The organism is Janthinobacterium sp. BJB304 (assembly GCF_002735765.1).
Classification (GTDB): domain Bacteria; phylum Pseudomonadota; class Gammaproteobacteria; order Burkholderiales; family Burkholderiaceae_D; genus Janthinobacterium.
Genome location: NZ_PDZN01000006.1, coordinates 241,532 through 261,036 on the forward strand (window position 1 = coordinate 241,532; position 19,505 = coordinate 261,036).

8 protein-coding genes and 1 riboswitch are annotated in these 19,505 nt (G+C 64.6%); of the genes, 4 read left to right on the forward strand and 4 right to left on the reverse strand.

Translation table 11 applies throughout. The features are described from left to right. Positions 1–20 precede the first annotated feature (20 nt). Both CSQ95_RS09785 and CSQ95_RS09790 read right to left on the reverse strand, forming a co-directional pair. Positions 21–1,880, reverse strand: a complete 1,860-nt coding sequence (locus CSQ95_RS09785; RefSeq protein WP_099409317.1) for a M1 family metallopeptidase — start codon at positions 1,878–1,880, stop codon at positions 21–23. 118 nt (positions 1,881–1,998) lie between these two features. Continuing rightward, positions 1,999–4,392 (reverse strand): M1 family aminopeptidase, encoded by a 2,394-nt coding sequence (locus CSQ95_RS09790; protein ID WP_099409345.1) that lies wholly within the window; start codon positions 4,390–4,392, stop codon positions 1,999–2,001. A gap of 145 nt (positions 4,393–4,537) precedes the next feature. Next, positions 4,538–4,719, forward strand: a riboswitch (yybP-ykoY riboswitch). A gap of 9 nt (positions 4,720–4,728) precedes the next feature. On the opposite strand from CSQ95_RS09790, the gene CSQ95_RS09795 reads away from it, so the two are divergent. After that, on the forward strand, positions 4,729–5,304 hold the full coding sequence (locus tag CSQ95_RS09795; RefSeq protein ID WP_099409318.1) for a TMEM165/GDT1 family protein: 576 nt from the start codon (positions 4,729–4,731) through the stop codon (positions 5,302–5,304). Between the two features lie 112 nt (positions 5,305–5,416). Beyond that, positions 5,417–5,623 (forward strand): hypothetical protein, encoded by a 207-nt coding sequence (locus CSQ95_RS09800; RefSeq protein WP_099409319.1) that lies wholly within the window; start codon positions 5,417–5,419, stop codon positions 5,621–5,623. On the opposite strand, the gene CSQ95_RS09805 is transcribed toward CSQ95_RS09800, so the two are convergent. Further along, on the reverse strand, positions 5,620–14,247 hold the full coding sequence (locus CSQ95_RS09805; protein ID WP_180279010.1) for a GH36-type glycosyl hydrolase domain-containing protein: 8,628 nt from the start codon (positions 14,245–14,247) through the stop codon (positions 5,620–5,622). The genes CSQ95_RS09800 and CSQ95_RS09805 overlap by 4 nt on opposite strands. A gap of 407 nt (positions 14,248–14,654) precedes the next feature. Then, positions 14,655–16,682 (reverse strand): aminotransferase class V-fold PLP-dependent enzyme, encoded by a 2,028-nt coding sequence (locus CSQ95_RS09810; RefSeq protein WP_099409320.1) that lies wholly within the window; start codon positions 16,680–16,682, stop codon positions 14,655–14,657. A gap of 167 nt (positions 16,683–16,849) precedes the next feature. On the opposite strand from CSQ95_RS09810, the gene CSQ95_RS09815 reads away from it, so the two are divergent. After that, a complete protein-coding gene (locus CSQ95_RS09815; RefSeq protein WP_099409321.1) occupies positions 16,850–17,347 on the forward strand; it encodes an Lrp/AsnC family transcriptional regulator in 498 nt (165 codons plus the stop codon). A 168-nt stretch (positions 17,348–17,515) separates the two neighbouring features. Then, entirely contained in the window at positions 17,516–19,498 is a 1,983-nt protein-coding gene (locus tag CSQ95_RS09820; protein ID WP_099409322.1) for a methyl-accepting chemotaxis protein, read from the forward strand. Positions 19,499–19,505: the final 7 nt, after the last annotated feature.

Sequence of the window (19,505 nt, forward strand, 5' to 3'; positions counted from 1 at the left end):
TCAGGTTATCCAAAGAAGATTCAATGCGCTTGCGCGGCCATCAATTTATCGACGCTTTCCTGCGTCACCGGGTGGTAGCGTTCGCGCGCCTGCGCATACACGTCCTTGGCCCAGGCATGGCCTTGCGGCGTCTTCATCAAGGCGCTGTACAGGGGCACGACGAACTTCTGGCGGCCCACGCTCAGCAGGAATGCCTGCAAGGGCTGGCGCACGTCGTAGCCGGCGTTCACGGAGGCCAGGTAGAAGCGGTAGGCCACTTCATTGTTGCCGCTCTTGCCCACGCCATACGCCTGGTCCAGCTCACGCAATTGCGCCGCGCTGGCCTTGTTGTTGATGTCGTTCAGGAAGTGCATCGATTCGATGGCGATCCACTTGTCCATGCCCAGGTCCTTGGTCGCCAGCTCGCCCTTGAGCCAGGCGTCGCGGTGCTGGTCGAGCAGCGCCAGGCGCGGCGAGACGACGCGCTGCGCGCTGGCCGGCACGCCCGTGCCATACAGCCATTCATCGAGTTCCGCTTGCGGCATCACGTCCGGATGCTGCGCCAGCAGGTTCTTGCGCAGGTAGGCGATGAACTGCTCCGTCGTCACGCTCTGGAACGCATGCTGGTCGAACCAGCCGCGCAGGAAAGGATCGAACACGGCGCGGCCGGCGCGGCGCTCCATGGTGGCCAGGAACCAGGCGCCTTTCGGGTAGATGATGCCGTCGTCCGTGTACGTTTCCGCCGGGTTGGCATCGGCGTCGCGCGTGATCAGCGCCGTTTTCGCCGCCGGCAATTCGCGGATCGCAGCGGCCAGTTCTTCCTGGTCGACCTGCACGCCCATCTGCGCCACGTCGCTGCCATACAGCTGCTCGACGATGCGCGTCGTGACGTAGGTGGTGAAGCCTTCGTTGAGCCACATGTGCTTCCACGAGGCGTTGGTGACCAGGTTGCCCGACCATGAGTGGGCCAGTTCATGCGCGATCAGGTCGACCAGGCTGCGGTCGCCCGCGATCATGGTCGGCGTGAGGAAGGTCAGGCGCGGGTTTTCCATGCCGCCGTAGGGGAACGATGGCGGCAGCACGATCATGTCGTAGCGCCCCCAGCCATACGGGCCATACAGCGCTTCGGCCGCCTGGATCATCTTTTCCGTGTCGGCCAGCTCGTATTCGGCCGCCTTGATGCGCGGCGGTTCCGCATACACGGCGGAGCGTGGGCCGAGTTTGCGCACTTCGAGTTCGCCGATGGCGATCGCCAGCAGGTACGAGGGAATAGGCTGCGGCATCCTGAATTTCCAGCCGCCCTTGCCGGTCGCCTTTTCGTCGTTCTCGGCGCTCATCACGACGCGCATGCCGCTTGGTGCCTCGATGCGCGCGCTATACGTAAAGCGCACGGCCGGCGTATCCTGCGACGGCACCCACGAGCGGGCGTTGATGCTTTGCGACTGGCTGAACATGAAAGGCAGCTTGCCCGACATCGTCTGCTGCGGCGTGAGCCACTGCAGGGCGATGGCGTTCGGCGCCGTGTGATAGTAGACGCGCACCTTGCCCGGCTGGCCCGTGGTCATGATGCGCAGCGCCTGGCCCTTTTCCGGGTCGGCCTTGTCCAGCTGGTACGGCGCCATCTGCCAGGCGCCGCGCTTGTCCTGTACCTGCACCTTGGCGATCGACAGATCGCGCGTATCGAGCACCAGCGTGCGCGCCGCCGGATCGATCCAGTTCAAGGACAGCTCGGCATAGCCGGAGAGCGTCTTTTGCTTGAAGTCGGCTTTCAGGTCCAGCTGCAGGTCGCGCGTGCGCACCTGGTCGTAGCGCGCGTAGCTGAGGGGATCGGCGTGCGCAGCCAGCGTTAGCTGGCAAAATAGCGCACAGCCCAGCGCGCGCAGGAAGGTCAAAGTTTGCATGGTCGTCTTTTGAATGATTTGCGAAAGCCCCGGTCCGTGTGCGCCGGGGCGTCGCGCAGAATAGCACTTCCGGCGCAGGCCGGCAGAAAAAAGCGCCGGACCGGCCGACGCTGTTTCCCTATTTTTCATCTGCCCTGGCTTGCGGCTTGGCCTCGGGCGCCTTCAGCGGCGTATTCAAATCCTTCATCAGATTATGCTTGTCGCGGTCCTGCTTGAACAACTCCAGGCGCGACGGCGTGATCTTTCGCGGCCAGGCGTTATTGCTGGTGTCGATATCGGCCGTCTCCCAGTACGGGTCCTGCACCAGGCCCACCATCGGCTCGTCCGTGATGATCACCTTGCTGATCTTGTGCGGCGCGTAGCGCCACACTTCGGCCGGCACGCGCTCGATGATTTTCTTGCCGCTTTGCAGTTCGATTTCCAGGATCAGCGGCATCACCAGGCCGCCGAGATTCGAAAAATCGACCAGGTACAGATGCTTGCCCATGTTGCGCTGTTCCAGCAGCTTCCGCTCCCACGGCTCCAGCGTTTCCTGCTCTTCCGCATAGCTGTTGCGGTCCTTGTTGGTGACCGTGAATTCATCGTGCCGGTTATAGAAATCCTTCAGCGCTGGATCGGTATCCACCTTCTTCGGCAGCGCCTTGTTGCGCTGGTCCGAGATCGAGATGGGCTGCGCCTCCTTCTGCGCCTTCTTCCACGCTTTCTCGACCTCCGGATTCTTCGTGCTCACGCCGTATTCGCTGATGCCGTCGATGCTGATGTCGACCGCATCGGTTGTATAGAACCAGCCGCGCCAGAACCAGTCCAGGTCCGTGCCGGAAGCGTCTTCCATGGTGCGAAAAAAGTCGGCCGGCGTCGGGCGCTTGAACTTCCAGCGCAAGGCGTACTGCTTGAAGGCGAAGTCGAACAGCTCGCGCCCGAGGATGGTTTCACGCAGGATGTTGAGCGCCGTGGCCGGCTTGTCGTAGGCATTCGCCGTGAACTGCAGCAGGGACTCGGAATTGGTCATGATGGGCACCTGGTTCTGGCTGCGCATGTAGTCGACGATCTTGCGCGGCTCGCCATTCCAGGAAGGGAAATGCTCTTCCCACGCCTGCTCGGCCAGGTACTGCAGGAAGGAGTTGAGGCCCTCGTCCATCCACGTCCACTGGCGCTCGTCCGAATTGACGATCATGGGGAAATAATTGTGCCCCACTTCATGGATGATCACGCCGATCAGGTCATATTTGGTCGTCTTCGAATACGTGAGTTCCCCCGTCTTCTTGTCCTTCACGGGGCGCCCGCCATTGAACGCAATCATCGGATACTCCATGCCGCCCACGGCGCCATTGACGGAAATCGCATTCGGATACGGGTAATCGAAACTGTACTTGTTGTACTGCTCGATCGCATGCACGACGGCGCGCGTGCTGTACTGCTGCCACAGCGGATTGCCCTCGTTCGGATAATACGACATGGCCATCACGCGCTTGCCGCCGCTGTCGAGCCCCTGCGCATCCCAGATGAACTTGCGGCTTGAAGCCCACGCCACGTCGCGCACATTGGCCGCCTTGAAGTGCCAGGTTTTCATGCCCGCCGGCTTGCCCTTTTCCGCCGCCAGCGCCTCGGCGGGCGTGATCACCAGCAGCGGCGTAGCGCTGTTTTTCGCCCGCGCCAGGCGCTCGCGCTGCGCCGCGCTCAATACGGCGCCAGGATTTTGCAGCTCGCCCGTGGCGGCCACCACGTGGTCGTCCGGCACGGTCAGGTACAGCTCGTAGTCGCCAAACTCCAGCGTGAATTCGCCGGAGCCGAGGAACTGCTTGTGCTGCCAGCCGACGGCGTCGTAATACGCGGCCATACGCGGGAACCACTGCGCGATCTGGAAGATAGCGTTCTTGTCGTCCTCAAAATACTCATAGCCGGAGCGCTCGACCAGCACCTTCTGGTCATTGATCCGGTACGACCAGTCGATGTTGAACGTGACGCTCTGGCCGGGCGCCAGCGCCACCGGCAAATCGATGCGCAGCATGGTCTGGTTGACCACATACGGCAGCGGCTTGCCGCTGGCCGCTTTCACGGCGGTGAGCTTGAAGCCGCCGTCAAACTCGCGCCCCGCATGGATGGCGCGCAAGTCCTCGAATTTCAGCGCTTCATCTTCGTTGCCGCTCAACCAGGCCTGGCGCGACGGTGCGCTTAATACGCGGCGCTGGTCGGCATCCTGGCGCAAGCCATTCTGGTCCAGCTGCAGCCACAGATACGCGAGGCTGTCGGGCGAGCGGTTGTGATAGGTGATCTGTTCGCTGGCCGTAATGGCGCGCCGGGCCTCATCGAGCGTGGCGCGGATCACGTAATCGGCGCGCTGCTGCCAGTAGGCGTGACCGGGCGCGCCGGACGCCGTGCGGTAGCTGTTCGGCGTGGGCAGCAGTTCTTCGAGCTGGCGGAACTTGTCGTCGAAGGGCGCGGCGGCGCACAGGCCAGGCAAGGGAGCAAACAAGGTCAAACACAGGGCAAGCAAGCGGACAAGAACCGGCATGGCGCATTCCATCTGGGAGTCGTGGACAGAACTGCATTCTAAGTCGAGTCTGTTTGCAATCGATCATTGTTGTGGAAGTCCCACACGCAGCACGGCGCCCGCGGCCGGCGGCACTGGCGCAGAAACACGCATAGGCGTATGATGCGCCTCGAACATTGGGGAGTAGTCGTCCCGCGGTCCTGCCGCGGGAACCTGTATCAACATGATTGGCCCGCAGGCCATGGTGCAGGTGGTTGCAAAACTTGACGAGACCATTGATCCAGGGCGGCCGCATGGGCCGGAGTCGCCCGTGGATCATTGGTTAATTCGTCCGGCCCGCGTACCTCTTGCAATCTCATGGAAGCATTCCTCATCTCCACCGGCATCGTCGGTCTCGCTGAAATCGGCGACAAAACCCAACTGCTGGCCTTTTTGCTGGCCGCCAAATTCCGCAAACCCCTGCCCATCGTGCTGGCCATTTTCGTCGCCACCGTCGCCAACCACGCGTTCGCCGCCGCCGTCGGCGCCTGGATCACCGGCATGCTGGGCCCGGACGTGCTGCGCTGGGTGCTGGGCGTATCCTTTTTGGCCATGGCCGCCTGGACCCTGATCCCCGACAAGCTCGATGAAGAAGAGACCAAGCTGGCCAAATACGGCGTCTTCCTGACCACCCTGATCGCCTTCTTCATGGCGGAAATGGGAGACAAGACGCAGGTGGCGACGGTGGCGCTGGCGGCGCGCTACCACGATATCGTTTCCGTCGTGCTGGGTACCACCTTCGGCATGATGCTGGCCAACGTGCCGGCCGTCTACCTGGGCGACAGGATCGCCAACCGCGTCCCGCTGCGCCTCGTGCATGGTATCGCGGCCCTGGTCTTTGCCGTGCTGGGCGTGGCCACCCTGCTGGGCGCGGGCGCCGCCCTGGGATTTTGAGACAACTCTGCATAATTTCCTATTTACAATATTCATGCTCATAATTACAATATCGGCGACATGAATACCGGCGCGCCGATCCGGAACGGTCAGCGCGCTTCTTGAGGAATATATGCAGTTGAATAGAAACGTGGCGGCGCTGTGCCTGGCCGCTTGCGCCAGCCAGCCTGCCGCCGCCATGGTGGCACCCTTGCGTCACCACCAGACGGCGACGCCATCCGCGCCCGAAGTGCGCACGCGCGATTTGCTGCTATTTGGCGCCGGCCTGATCCTGCTGGCTGGCCGGCGCCGTCCCGAACACGAGAAGTGGCAAAACTAGAGCAGCAGTAGCACCGCATACTCGCGGCCCTCGTCGCGCAGGGCGATGCTGTTGCCGCCCTGTACCACGCCATCGAGCGACAATCCCGCGGGCCGCCCCTGCGCCTGCTCCACCGTGATGGCATAGCTGCTGGCGCCGAAACGGTAATGCAGCTTGAAGCTGTCCCATTCGACCGGCATGGACGGCGCCAGACGCAGCACGTTCGCTTCGCGCGTCAAGCCGAGCAGGGATTCGACGATCAGGCGGTACAGCCAGCCCGACGATCCCGTGTACCAGCTCCAGCCGCCGCGCCCCACGTGCGGCGCCACGGCATACACGTCGGCCGTCACCACGTACGGTTCCACCTTGTAGCGCGCCACCGCCTGCGCGTCGACGCCATGGCGTACGGGATTGATCATGCGCAGCAATTCCCACGCCTTTTCGCCGTCGCCCATGCGGGCAAACGCCATCGCCGTCCAGATGGCAGCATGCGTGTACTGGCCGCCGTTCTCGCGCACGCCCGGCACATAGCCGAGGATGTAGCCGGGATTGAGGTCGGCCTTGTCGAACGGCGGATCGAGCAGCTGGATCACGCCGGAATCCCGGCGCACGAGGCGCGCATCGACCTGGCGCATGGCCCCGGCGACCCGCTCCTTGTTGGCGGCGCCCGACAGCACGCCCCAGCTTTGCGAAATCGAATCGATCTGGCATTCCTCGTTCGTGTGCGAGCCCAGTGGCGTGCCGTCGTCGAAATACGCGCGCCGGTACCACTCGCCATCCCAAGCATGTTCCTCGACGTTGGCCGCCAGTTTCACGGCTTCGTCGCGGCAGAACTGGGCGAATGCGGCGTCGCCGCGCAGCATGGCCACCTCGGCGAAACGCTGCAGCACTTCGTACAGGAAGAAGGCCAGCCAGACGCTCTCGCCCTTGCCATGTTCGCCCACCTTGTCCATGCCGTCGTTCCAGTCGCAGGAACCGATCAGCGGCAAGCCGTGCACGCCCATGCGCAAGCCATGGCGGATGGCGCGCACGCAGTGCTCGTACAGGTCGGCCGACTCGCCCGAACGCATGGGCAAGTCATAGTAGGAATCCTCTTCCGGCTTGACGGCCCGGCCCTCAATGAAGGGCGCCACTTCCGACAGCACGTTGACGTCGCCCGTGGCGATCACATAGCGGCAGGCGGCCAGCGGCAACCACAGGTAATCGTCGGAGCAGTGCGTGCGCACGCCCCGGTCCGACGGCGGATGCCACCAATGCTGCACATCGCCTTCGACAAACTGGTGCGCCGCGCACAGCAGCAAGTGCTTGCGCAGCAATTGCGGCGCCGTGTGGATCATCGCCATCGCGTCCTGCAGCTGGTCGCGGAAACCGTAGGCGCCGCCGGATTGGTAATAACCACTGCGCGCCCACAAACGGCAGGCGATGGTCTGGTACATCAGCCAGCCATTGGCGATCACGTCGAGCGACGGGTCGGGCGTTTCGATGCGCACCGCGCCCAGAGTGGTGTCCCAGTGCGCGCGTACCGCGTCGAGCGCCATGCGGGCCGCTTCCTTGCCCGCATGGCGCTGCACCATGGTGCTGGCGTCGGCATTGCGGCGCCCGCCCACGCCGAGCAGGAAGACGATCTCGCGCTCCTGTCCCGGCTGCAGTTCGAACGGCACCTGGATGGCGGCACACTGGTCCAGCCCCGTGCCCGCCTTGCCGGACAGGCGCACGCGGCGCAGCGCCGCCGGCTGCGCCAGGCTGCCGTTGCGGCCGATGAATTCATTACGGTCGCAGGTGATGGAGCGGATGCTGGCGTCCGTATTGAAAAAGCCGACGCGGCCGGAAAACTCCGTGTTGTAGTTATTGCGCGCAAACAGCGCGCCGCTGATCGTATCGACTTCGGTGGCCACATGCATGCCGGACTTGGCGCGCAGGTCGGCCATCACCCATTCCACGTAGCCGGTGACGGACAAACGGCGCGGCACGCCGCTGTCGTTGCGCACCTTGATCACCGAGTATTTGACGGCCGCATCGAGCGCCACATAGGTGCACAACTCGGTGGCGATACCGCCCTCGCTGTGCTCAAAAATGCTGTAGCCGAAACCGTGACGCGTCACGTAGTCGCCGCTGCCGCGCGCGGGCAGGGACGAAGGCGACCAGAACTGGCCGGTCTGCTCGTCGCGCACATAAAACGCTTCGCCCGACAGGTCCGACACGGGGTCGTTCTGCCATGGCGTGAGGCGGAATTCATGCGCATTCTCGCTCCACGTGTACGCCTGGCCGGCTTCGGACACCACCGTGCCGAACTGCGCATTGGCCAGCACGTTCGACCACGGCGCCGGCGTCTGCTTGCCTTCTGCCGTGGTGATCACGTATTCGCGCCCATCGGGCGTGAAACCGCCGAGGCCATTTTCCAGGATCAGCTCGCGCTGCGGCGCCCGGTGCGGCACGCCGCCATGCTCGCGTGCCGGGTCCTGCAGCAGCGGCGGCATGCGCAGCACGGGGCTCGGCGGACGCTTGACCTGCTCGGCCAGGGTGCCGCGCAAATCGCTGATGATGGCGCGCGCCACCGATTGCAGCAAGATGCGGTCTTCGTTGGCGATCTGCTCGGCCAGGCGCACAAAGATGCCGCCCGGGCGGTCGATCGCCTGCGCATCGATGCCCGAGGCGATCAAGCCCATGATCTGGTCGTGCAGCAGCTGGCGGTAGCCCGACTGCTCTTCGTACCAGATCACCAGGTCGACGATCAATCCTTTCAGGCGCCAATAGGCATGCGCCTGCACCATCTGGCGCGCCAGTTCGATATTGGCCGCGTCGCGTATCTGCAGCAGCACGATGGGCAGGTCGCCGGATATCGCATAGGCCCACAGGCCGGACTGGCCGCGCTGGTTCTTGATCAGGATGCTCGCTTCGGCGCGCAGGGCCGCATTCGGGTAGATCACGGCGTTGGCCAGGCGCGCATACAGCTGCGCGTCCGCTTCGCTGGCGTTCAACTGGCGCAGCACCACCTGGCTGTGCGTCCAGGCCAGTTCGAAGACGCGGTCGGCCAGATGGCGGTCCTGGTATTTGTCGATCAGGTGCAGCGCCGCCTCGCGCTGCTCCACCATGCCGGTGACGCTGTCGACGGTGACGGCCTGGTCGGGTTCGAGCGTGATGACGTAGCGGATGGCCACGATGGGGTCGAGCACGGAACCGTGGCCGCCGCTGAGCGGCCCGTCGTCCTGCAGCGCCTGCGGCAGTTGCGCCGTGTTGCCGCGGCCGATGAAGCGCGCGCGGTCCGTCTCGAACGACACTTCGTAGCGCTCGATATCGTGCACGGTCATCACGTGCAGCAGCCACGGCATCTGCTCGTCCTTCGAGCGGGGCCGGCGCGTGCACAGGATCGCCTTTTCATGCGCGAGGATTTCCGTCTGCACGAACAGCTTGCTGAACGCGGGGTGGGCCGCGTCGGCCGCCGCCGGCGCCATCACCACTTCGGCAAAACTGGTGATCTCGATGCGCCGCTGGCGGTTCGAATTATTGCTGATGCGCGTACGGCGGATTTCGATGTCGTCCTCGGGCGAGACGACGATTTCCGTGTACAGGTCGAGACCATGGTCGGCGCGGCGAAACTCGGCCCGCCCTTCCGAAAAAATCACTTCGTATTTCTTCGGTTCGGCCAGGGTCGGCTGGTACATGGTGGACCAGACGGCGCCGTCGTCGAGGTCGCGCAGGTAGCAGAAATTGCCCCAGTTGTCGCGCGTGCTGTCCTCGCGCCAGCGCGTCACGGACAGGTCTTTCCAGCGGCTGTAGCTGCCGCCCGCATTGCTCACCATGACGTGGTAACGGCCATTCGACAGCAGCTGCGTTTCCGGCACGGCGCTGTTGGCCTGCGTGAGGATGCGCATCGGCATGGCCTGCTCGGGCGCGCCGCTGCGCAGCACCGCCAGTTCGGCCGTGTTCGAGTAAAACGCGCCGGCCTGCGGCGTGCGCTCCTGCAGCACCAGCAAGGCCGATTGCAGCAGCGGATCGGACTCGAAACGGCGCTGCATCGGGCGGTCGTGCAGCAGGTAGCTGAGGGCCAGAAAGCCCATGCCCTGGTGGTGCACCATGAAGGAGCGGATGACGGCGCTGCCCTGTCCGCGCGGCAGGCGCGCGGTGGTGAAATCGATCGCTTCAAAAAAGCCGTAGCGGCCCATGTAGCCGGCCGCCTGCATGCGCTGCAGGTTCTGGCACGACGCTTCCGGCTGCACCATCAGGCCCATCATGCTGGCGTACGGCGCCACCACCAGGTCGTCGGCCAGGCCCCGCTTCAGGCCCAGGCCGGGCACGCCAAAGGCGCGGTACTGGTAATTCAGGCTGGCGTCGACCGTGTTGTAGCCGGACTCGGAAATCCCCCACGGCACGTCGCGCTGGCGGCCATAGTCGATCTGCGCCTCGATGACGGAGTGGTAGGTCTGGTCGAGCAGGGTGTTCGGGTAGTTCGGCATCACCAGCAGCGGCATCAGGTACTCGAACATCGAGCCGCTCCACGACAGCAGCACGGGCTGGCCGGCCACCATGCACAGCTGGCGGCCCAGGGCGAACCAGTGCTCCTGCGGCAGCTGGCCCTGGGCGATGGCGATGAAGCTGGCCAGACGCACTTCGGAAGCCAATAAATCGTAGTAGCTGGGGTCCAGGCGCCGTTCGCTGACGTTGTAGCCGATGGCCAGCAGCTTGGTCGACGGGTTGTACAGGAAGCCGTATTCGATCTGCGCGAAGTCGCGCGCCTGGCCCGCCGCGTGGGCGATGTCGCGCATATGGCGGCCGGCCTGTTCGCGGCCTTGCGCCAGCAGGGCGGCCAGCTCGGATGGCGTGCCTTCGGGCACCTCCAGGTTGGCCAGTTCGCGCAGGGTCGGCATGCGCAGCCAAGCAGGATCGACACCCGCCTGCGCCACCCACGGCGCCAGTTGCAGCAATTCGGCCAGCGCCGCGCGGCACTGGCGCGCCAGCGCGCCCGTCCACATGGACAGCTCGCCATCCTCGCTTTGCAGGGTCAGCGACAACAGCGCATCGGCCGCGCCATTCGCGGCGGCGAGATAAGCATGCCATTCGGCCAAGGTGGCGGGCGCGGCCTGCGCCTGCAACAGGCTCATGCTCTCGCGCATGGCCTTGCCCTCGCCTTCGGCGGCGATGAATTCCTGCAGCACCTGCGCCGTCGTGCGGATGCCCTGCACCACTTGCGCGCCGATGATGGGAGCGTCGTACAGTTCCACCAGTCCCGGTTGCAAGGTCAGCAGATGGCCGGCCAGGTTGCCGCTGTCGACCGTCGAGATGTACATCGGCTGCAACGCCTTGAGCGTTTGCGTGTCGTACCAGTTATAGAAATGGCCCTGGAAGCGTTCCAGCTCCCCCATGCTGTGCAGGGTAGCGCGGCTGCGCTCGATCAACTGGCCCAGGGTCACGTAGCCGAAATCGTAGGCCGTCAGGTTGGCCAGCAGCGCCAGGCCGATATTCGTCGGCGAAGTGCGGTGCGCCACCACGAGGTTCGGATGTTCCTGCATGTTATCGGGCGGCAGCCAGTGGTCGTCCGGCCCGACAAAGGTATCGAAATACGCCCAGGTCTTGCGCGCCACGCCATGCAGGAAACGTCCCTGCTCGGCCGACAGGCGCGCCACGGCCCGCTCGATGGGGCGGCTGATCCACCAGGCGATGGCGGGCGCGGCCAGCCACAACAGCAGCACCACGGCGGCGGCCGGCAAGGCGGCCGGGCGCCAGTAGAGCAAGGAGGCGAAGGTGGCCAGCGCCAGCGCGGGCGAGCACCACATGGCGCGCCAGCTGTCGGCTTGACTGCCGGAAGAGCTGTGCAGGTTCGAGGCGCGCCAGTCGAGCAAGTGCTTGTGCGACACGCCGAGGCGCCACAGCGTGCGCGCGATGGCGTCCAGGCTGATCCACGCTTCATACGGCAGGAAGACGAGGGTCAGCATGGCGTGCGAAAACTGCACGCCGCAGCGCCGCTCGAAGGCGGCCAGATGCTGGCGCCACAGGGTGTCGCGCGGTTTGCGCAGCAGATCGTACAGGGCCGAAAACACGGGCGGCAGGAAGATGATGGCCAGCACGGCCGCGCTCCAGAAGGCCACGTGCGGCAGGAAGCCCCACACCAGCAACAGGGACACGGTGGTGGCCGGCGCCACGACGCTGCGGCGCAGGTTGTCGAACAGCTTCCAGCGCGACAGCATCGACAAAGGATTGCGTTCGCGCTTGCCGGCGCGGCCCGGCACCCGGCCCAGCAGCCAGCCGATCAGCTGCCAGTCGCCGCGGATCCAGCGCTGGCGGCGGCTGACGTCGGCGTCGTAGCGGGCCGGATATTCCTCGTACAGCTGCGAGTCGCTGAGCAGGCCGGCGCGCAAATAACAGCCTTCCAGCAAATCGTGGCTGAGGATTTTATTGTCGGGCAGGCGCTGGCCCAGCACGCGCTCGAACATGTCGAGGTCATAGATGCCCTTGCCGATGAACGAGCCTTCATAAAACACGTCCTGGTACAGGTCGGAGACGGTGCGCGTGTACGGGTCGATGCCCGGTTCGCCGCCGCACAGCAGCTCGTAGCGCGACGCGTTCGCGCTGGGCAGCGCCACGGCCACGCGCGGCTGCAGGATGCCGTAGCCGGCCACCACGCGCGTGCCGGCCGCGTCGAGCACGGGACGGTTCAGCGGGTGCATCATGGTGGCGATGAATTCGCGCGCCGCGTCGCGCGGCAGCTGCGTATCGGTGTCGAGCGTGATCACGTATTTGATCGTGCGCAGGCCGCGCAACTCGCCTTCCACCAGCGAGAATTTGTCGCGCGCGCCGCCGCGCAAAAACGCGTGCAGGTCGGACAATTTGCCGCGCTTGCGCTCTTGCCCCATCCACGCATTCTGCTGCGAATTCCACAGGCGCGGACGATGCAGCAGCAGGAACGGCCCCACATGGCCCAGCTCTTCCGGGTCGGCCAGGTCGCCGTTGTCCTTGAACTCGGCTCCCTCCACGCGGTATTTCTCGTTCAGGCCACGGATGGTCTCCTGCGCCTGGTTCAGCAGGGCTTCGTCGCCGGGCAGGGTTTGCGCCTGCGCGTCGACAAAATCCGTCAGCAGGCAGAAACGCAGGTTCGGGTCGCGGTTGGCGAGATAACGCACTTCCAGCGCCTCGCACAGGGCCGCTACGTTTTCCGCGCTGTAGATCAGGGTCGGCACCACGACGATGCCGCGCGCATCGGACGGAATGCCGGACCGGTAGTCCATGCGCGGCAGCGGATGCGGCGACGTCATCAGGGTTGCCAGCCAGTTCACCACGGCCACGGCCAGCTGGCTGCTGCCCAGCAGCGCCAGCGCGCCCAGTGCCGCCAGGGGCCAGCCCTGCACGCCATGGCGCACGGCGCGCTCGAGCAGCAAGGCGCTCGTCGCCAGGGTCAGGAACACAATGGCGCCCAGATAGCTGGCCAGCGGCGCGGCGCGCGCCGTATGCTGCAGCGCCTCGATGAACGGCAGCCTGGCGCCAGCCTGCTTTTCCAATACCAGCACGCCGCGCCCCACCAGGTAAAAGCCGATATGGCCGCGGCGCGCGTCATTGCCATTGCCGTGCGTGTGCGCCAGCTGCACCGCCATCTCGGCCACTTCCACTTCGCTGCGCGCGCTGCGCTTGGCGATGCGTTCGATGGCGTGGCGGTAGCTGTCGCGCGTAGCGAAATCCATCAAGCCATACGTGCCGGCCGGGTCCAGGCGCAAGGTTTGCTCGACCACGCTCATGGTCTCGACGAACTCCTGCCAATCCATGGTGCCGAGAAAACGCAGGCTACCGATGCTGTTGGCGATCGAGACCTGGTCGGCCGCTTGCTGCCCGATCTCCGACTGGATCTGCTGCTCGATGGTGAGGCCCGACTCGGCCAGCTTGTGCGTCAGCCACGACAGCGCCAGGGTCAGCGAGGAACTCTGTCCCTGCAGGCGGCGCGACAATTCGGCCACGAAGGCGCTGGTCATCGGCGGATTCGAACGGGCCATGTCCGCCACGAGCAGGATCAAGCCGCTGGGATTGCGCTCGGCGATCTCCGTCATCTGGTCGGCCCAGGTGTTGGCCAGATCGCGCTGCATGCGGTCGTCGGCCACGCGCGCGGCGACGCGGCGCAGATTTTCGATCAGCGCCAGACGCAGCATGATGGGCACGGCCCACAGTTCACCCAGGGTCAAGGTGGCCACGTCCTGGTATGCCTCGACGAAGTGGCAGAGGTTTTCCAGGTCGACCCTGCCATCGCCGTGCGAGATGATTTCCAGCGCGATTTTATACACGCGCGGGCAGCCCGCATCCACGCCGGAACTCAGCCGTGGCAACTCCTTGCTGTAATTCTTCGGCAAGTGGCGCCGCGTGGTGCGGATCTGCTCTTCGATCAGGTAAAAATTATCGAGCAGCCACTCCGAGGCGGGCGTGACCTGGCGCCCGCTTTTGACAGTCGCCGTCAGCTCATTGACGGTGGCCGTGATGAGGGCCGCATTGTCGGCCAGGCGCGCCAACAGGCGGTCGCGGCCATGATGCCTGCCCACCGCATGGCCGGCGGCCACGTGCTTGCCGTGGGCGGCCATCTGCATGGCGCTGAATAACTCGGAACGCAGGGGCAAGGCATCGTCGCGCGCGGCGTCGAAGGTGTCCGGTCCAAGGGAATGGTCGCGGAAGATTTCTTTGACTTTGGAAACCTGTTCCTTGATCTGCTGCGTGACAACTGCTGTGTACTCTTTCAACTTTAGCCTCGCTAGGTGCGCGCAGGCAGCCAGCGGCCACCGTCATGCGGGCCCAGTCTGGAAGAACACGATCGGACACTGGCGAAGACGGAAAGCGAAGCGCCGGAGCGTTGCGACGAATCTCAGGGTATAGGGAGATTTTCTGAACTTCATCGTAGGAGGGCGGCGCAGGCAAGACCGTGCGCTAGCGTACATACTCCGTGTTTTAGGGGCGTTTCAGCAAAGAAATCAGCGCGTTGAATGGCAGAAAAATGCCGCTGGGAAATGAACGGGAGAAAAGGCGCGACATGCACCGTGCCGATGATGGCACGGTGCAATATTTCATGGAAGAAAGTTCAAGCAGTTCAGGCCGCAATCGCCAGCGGATGGCGCGTCGCCTCCGCCATCGCCATGCCGCCGTTGAGTTGCCATGCCGCGCCGTGACCGAAGCGGCGCAGGCAGGCGGCGGCCCGTGCGCTGCGGTTACCGCTGCGGCAGAAAAACACTAGCGGGCGCTGCGGATGCTGCAGCCAGGCCGCCACCTGCCCCGCCAAGCGGCTCAGCGGTACGCTGCGCACTTCGCAGCCCTCGAAGACCGTGCCGGCGCACGCCGCGTGTTCATAGGCTTCGCGCACGTCGACGAGGATGGCGTCGGGATGCTGGCGCAGGAAGGCGGGCAAGGCGGCCGCGTCGAGCTGCAGTTCGGCGGCCGGCACGCTACCGTTCTGCACCGTGCGCACGGTGCCGCAGATGCTGCCGTCGTCGCCGGACGCGCACAGCACCGTGTCTTGCGTCAGCAGCGCCGCATCCAGCAAGGGGGTCAGCGCCTCGGGCGCCAGGGAGCCGATGAAGGCGAAGCGCTGCTCCAGCAGGTACACATGGGTTTCGCCGCACTCGATGCGGCGCAGCCGCTGCCGGCCCAGCGCCAGCTCGCCATCGATATCGACGCGGCCCACCTGCTCGATAGCGAGTTCCTGCAGCAGCGCCAGACGCGCGGCGCCATGGTCCGCTGGCGCCGTCGTGTGCACGATGGCGCGCAAGGCCAGGTGCTGGCAGCGGATGAAAGCGGCCAGACGCGGCACGAGCGCGGCTGCGGGATCGATGACGACGCAACTGGCGCTGGCGGCGTCGCTGAGCAGCCAGGTGCACTGGCCGTCGACGCTCAGCTGGATTATGCCGTCCTGCGGCGATGGCGCCAGCGCCGACGGCAGCAAACAGCTGCTGCGCAGCGCTTCGCCGCAGCGCTCGATGCGCGCGCAGGCGGAAGCGACCGTCGCCGCATCGATCAGGGGACCGAACGACAGCCGGATGGCGGAACTGGCGCGCCATTGCGGCACGTGCATCGCTTCCAGCACATAACTGGGCAGCGCCTTGGCGGCGGAACAGGCGCTGCCAGAGCTGACGCGCACGCGCGCCGCGTCGAACAGATCCAGCAGCTCTTTCGAGGACAGGCCCGGCACGGAAAAATTGAGCGTCGTCGGCAAGGACAAATCGAACGGCATATTGAACACGATGCCAGGGAAAGCGTGTTCCAGGCTGGCCACCAGCTGCTCGCGGAACGCGGCCAGGTCGGCGTGGCTGCGGAAGGTCTTGCCATCGTCCAGCGCGGCGAGCACGGCGTCCAGCGCGGCGATACCGGCCATGTTTTCCGTGCCAGAACGCAGGCCCGCTTCCTGGCCGCCGCCCATCATCAAGGGCGTAAATGGCGCGCCAGCGCGCACATACAGCATGCCGATGCCCTTGGGCGCATACAGCTTGTGGCCGGAAAACGGCGCGTAGTCGATGCGCGTGGCGGCCAGGTTCAGTTTCAGCTTGCCCAGCGCCTGCACGCAATCGACCATCCAGTAGGCGTCGGCACCGCGTTCCTGCAGCAGCTGGGCGATGGCGGACAAATCGCTGACGACGCCGGTTTCATTATTCGCCGCCATCGTGCACAGCATGGCCGCCTCGCCGATCAGCGCATCGAGCGCCTGCAGGTCGTGGCGCCCCTGCGCATCGACGGGCAGCTTGCGCACTTCCAGGTTCAGGCCCAGTAAACGGTTCCAGTGCGCCAGGCTTTCCGGCACGGCCTTGTGCTCGGTCGCGCCATACAGCAGCAGGCTGCCGATGCGCTTGCCCGCGTCGCGCCGTTCGCGCAGCGCGCACAGGGCCGACAGCACGGCCGTCTGGATGCCCTCGGTGGCGCCGCTGTTGAACATCAGACGGCCATCGCCCACGCCCAGCAAGCCGCTGGCGCGCTGGCGCACGCCATCCATCATGGCCTTGGCCTGCAAACCCGTCGCATGTGTGCTGCTGGGGTTGCCATAGCCCTGCTCCATCGCTTGCCGGGCGGCGGCAACGGCGGCGGGCAGCACGCAAGTGGTGGCATTGCTGTCGAGGTAGATTTCTTTCATGATGGCAGTCCGAATATTCTATAAAAAGGGCGCAGTTAAAAAGGCGCAGCGCAGGTGGCTGGAACATCTCGATAGTCTACCGGCCGGTCCCCGTGAAGATATGCCAAAAGACACTGCAACTACGCTACTATGCAGCATGTTCATGCCATAAAAACCGGAATATTAAAATGAATTCACCAAACGCCTCGCTCGACAAATTCGACTGCGCCATCCTCGCCGCCCTGCAGCAGGACAGCACCTTGTCGATCGCCGCCCTCAGCGAAAAGATCGGCCTGTCCAGCACGCCGTGCTGGAAGCGGGTCAAGCGCCTCGAGGAAGACGGCTATATCGAGAGCCGCGTGGCCATCGTCAACCGGCAAAAAGTGGGTTTGCCCGTGACCGTCTTCGTCAGCGTGCGTACGGGACAGCACGATGAAAAATGGCTGCGCCGCTTCGCCGCCGCCGTCATCGTCTTGCCCGAGGTACAGGAATTTCACCGCATGAGCGGCGACATCGACTACCTGCTGAAAGTCGTCACCACCGATATCAAGGGCTATGACACGTTTTATAAAAAACTCATCAAGGCAGCACAACTGACGGGCGTGTCGTCCGCCTTTTCCATGGAACAAATCAAGTACAGCACGGAATTGCCGCTGGAATTGATCGCCCACGGCTTGCCTGCCTGAGGCGTTTTCCGGCCATGCGGGGCAGATGTGGAAAACACGTTGCCGTAACGCAACATTAGTGAACGAAAAGCAGCAATAGTGCGGCGGGACGGCAGGCCCGGCCGGTATACTGGCCGCTCGCCTGCCCGCTTTTCTGTCTATTGTGCAGGCCATCCTCCAAGGTCTTCCATGTCTCTGCTCCGCCGCCTCTCCATCCAGAAAAAACTCCTGTTCAGCATGGGCTTGTGCCTGCTGCTCTTCATGGCGATCTCGTCTTTCCTCAGCGTGCGCATGAGCAGCGATTACGTGCGCGAGCGCGTCGTCAGCCAGGAGTTGCCGGCGCAGGTGGGCGAGATCCGCAACGACGTGCTGCGCCAGATCAGCCAACCCCTGTCGGTGGTGCAAACCATGGCCAACGATGTTTATCTGCAAGACTGGGAAGACGCCGGCTTGCCCGACAGCGGCATCGCCACCTTCCAGCGCTACGCCACCGTGGTCAAGGACAAGAACAAGGCCGCCTCGATCAACTGGGCTTCCGCCAGCACGGGCAAATACTTCACCACGGAAGGCTTGCTGCGCACCCTGGACAAGAACCAGGCAGCCGACCAGTGGTTTTATGGCTTGCTGGCCGGCGACAAGGCCTACACGCTCGATATCGACAAGGCGGACAATTCCAGCGACCTGATGCTCTATCTGAATGCGCGCGGCCAGACGGCGGGCGGCAAACAGATCGCGGCCGGCCTGGGCTTGTCCATCAATGCGCTGGCCGACACCATCCGCAGCTACAAGATCGGCCAGACGGGCCATGTCTACCTGGCGCGCGCCAATGGCGTGCTGCTGGTGCACCGCGACACGGCCCTGTCCGACGGCAAGCACCTGCTCAAGGATTTGCCCGGATTTAGCGATAGCCTGAGCAAGAGCCTGCTGACCGGCAACAAATACGCGTACGCCGTCTACGACGCGCCTGCGGGACGCCGGTTCGTCGCCGCTTCCTTCGTGCCGGAACTCAATCTATATGTGATGGCCGAAGTGCCGGAAGCGGAAGTGCTGGGCAATGTCACGCGCTCGGCCCTGATCGCCGCCCTGATTGCAGGCCTGGTCGGTGGCGGTATCGCCCTGTGCATCATTTATGTCATCAGCCGCGCCATCGCCGCGCCCGTCGCGCGGGCAGCGGATATGCTCAGCGAAATCGCCAGCGGGAATGGCGACTTGAGCCGCCGCATGCCCGTGGAATCGGAAGACGAGGTCGGCGCGCTGGCCGCTGCCTTCAACCGTTTCGTCGCGTCGCTGAACGTGACGATACGCGAAGTTCGCGACAGTACCGGGGCCATTGCCAGTGCATCGAGCCAGATCGCGTCGGGCAACCTGGACCTGTCTGCCCGCACGGAAGCCCAGGCATCGAGCCTGGAAGAGACGGCGGCGGCCATGGAAGAGCTGACGTCGACCGTGAAACAGAATGCGGACAACGCGCGCCAGGCGAATCAGCTGGTGGTGTCGGCCTCGGGCCACGCCGTCAAAGGCGGCGAAGTGGTCGGACAAGTCGTGCAGACGATGGGTGCGATTACGGAAAGTTCGCGCAAGATCGCGGACATTATCGGCGTGATCGACGGCATTGCCTTTCAAACCAATATCCTCGCCCTGAACGCTGCCGTCGAGGCGGCCCGCGCGGGCGAACAGGGCCGCGGCTTTGCCGTGGTGGCAACCGAAGTGCGCAACCTGGCGCAACGCTCAGCGGCAGCAGCCCGGGAAATCAAGGACTTGATCGTCGACTCGGGCAGCAAGGTGGAAGCGGGCAGCAAGCTGGTCGACTCGGCCGGCACCACCATGCAGGACATCGTCGTCTCCGTCCAGAGAGTCGCCGACCTGATGGGAGAGATCGCGTCGGCCAGCCAGGAACAAAGCCAGGGCATCGCGCAAGTCAATGCCACGGTCACGCAGATGGATGATGCGACCCAGCAAAATGCAGCGCTGGTGGAAGAAGCGGCGGCGGCGGCCCAATCCCTGCAGGACCAGGCGGGACGCCTGGCGCAGGTGGTCAGCGTTTTCAAGCTGGAAGAAACGGGGCATGCGGCGCAGCAGCAGCAGCAGCCTCGGCAGCCAGCGCACAAGCCCATGCTGCCCACGCCAGCGCGCCCGAAAGCGCCGGCCAGCGATGCGTGGGAAGAGTTTTAAGGAAGTT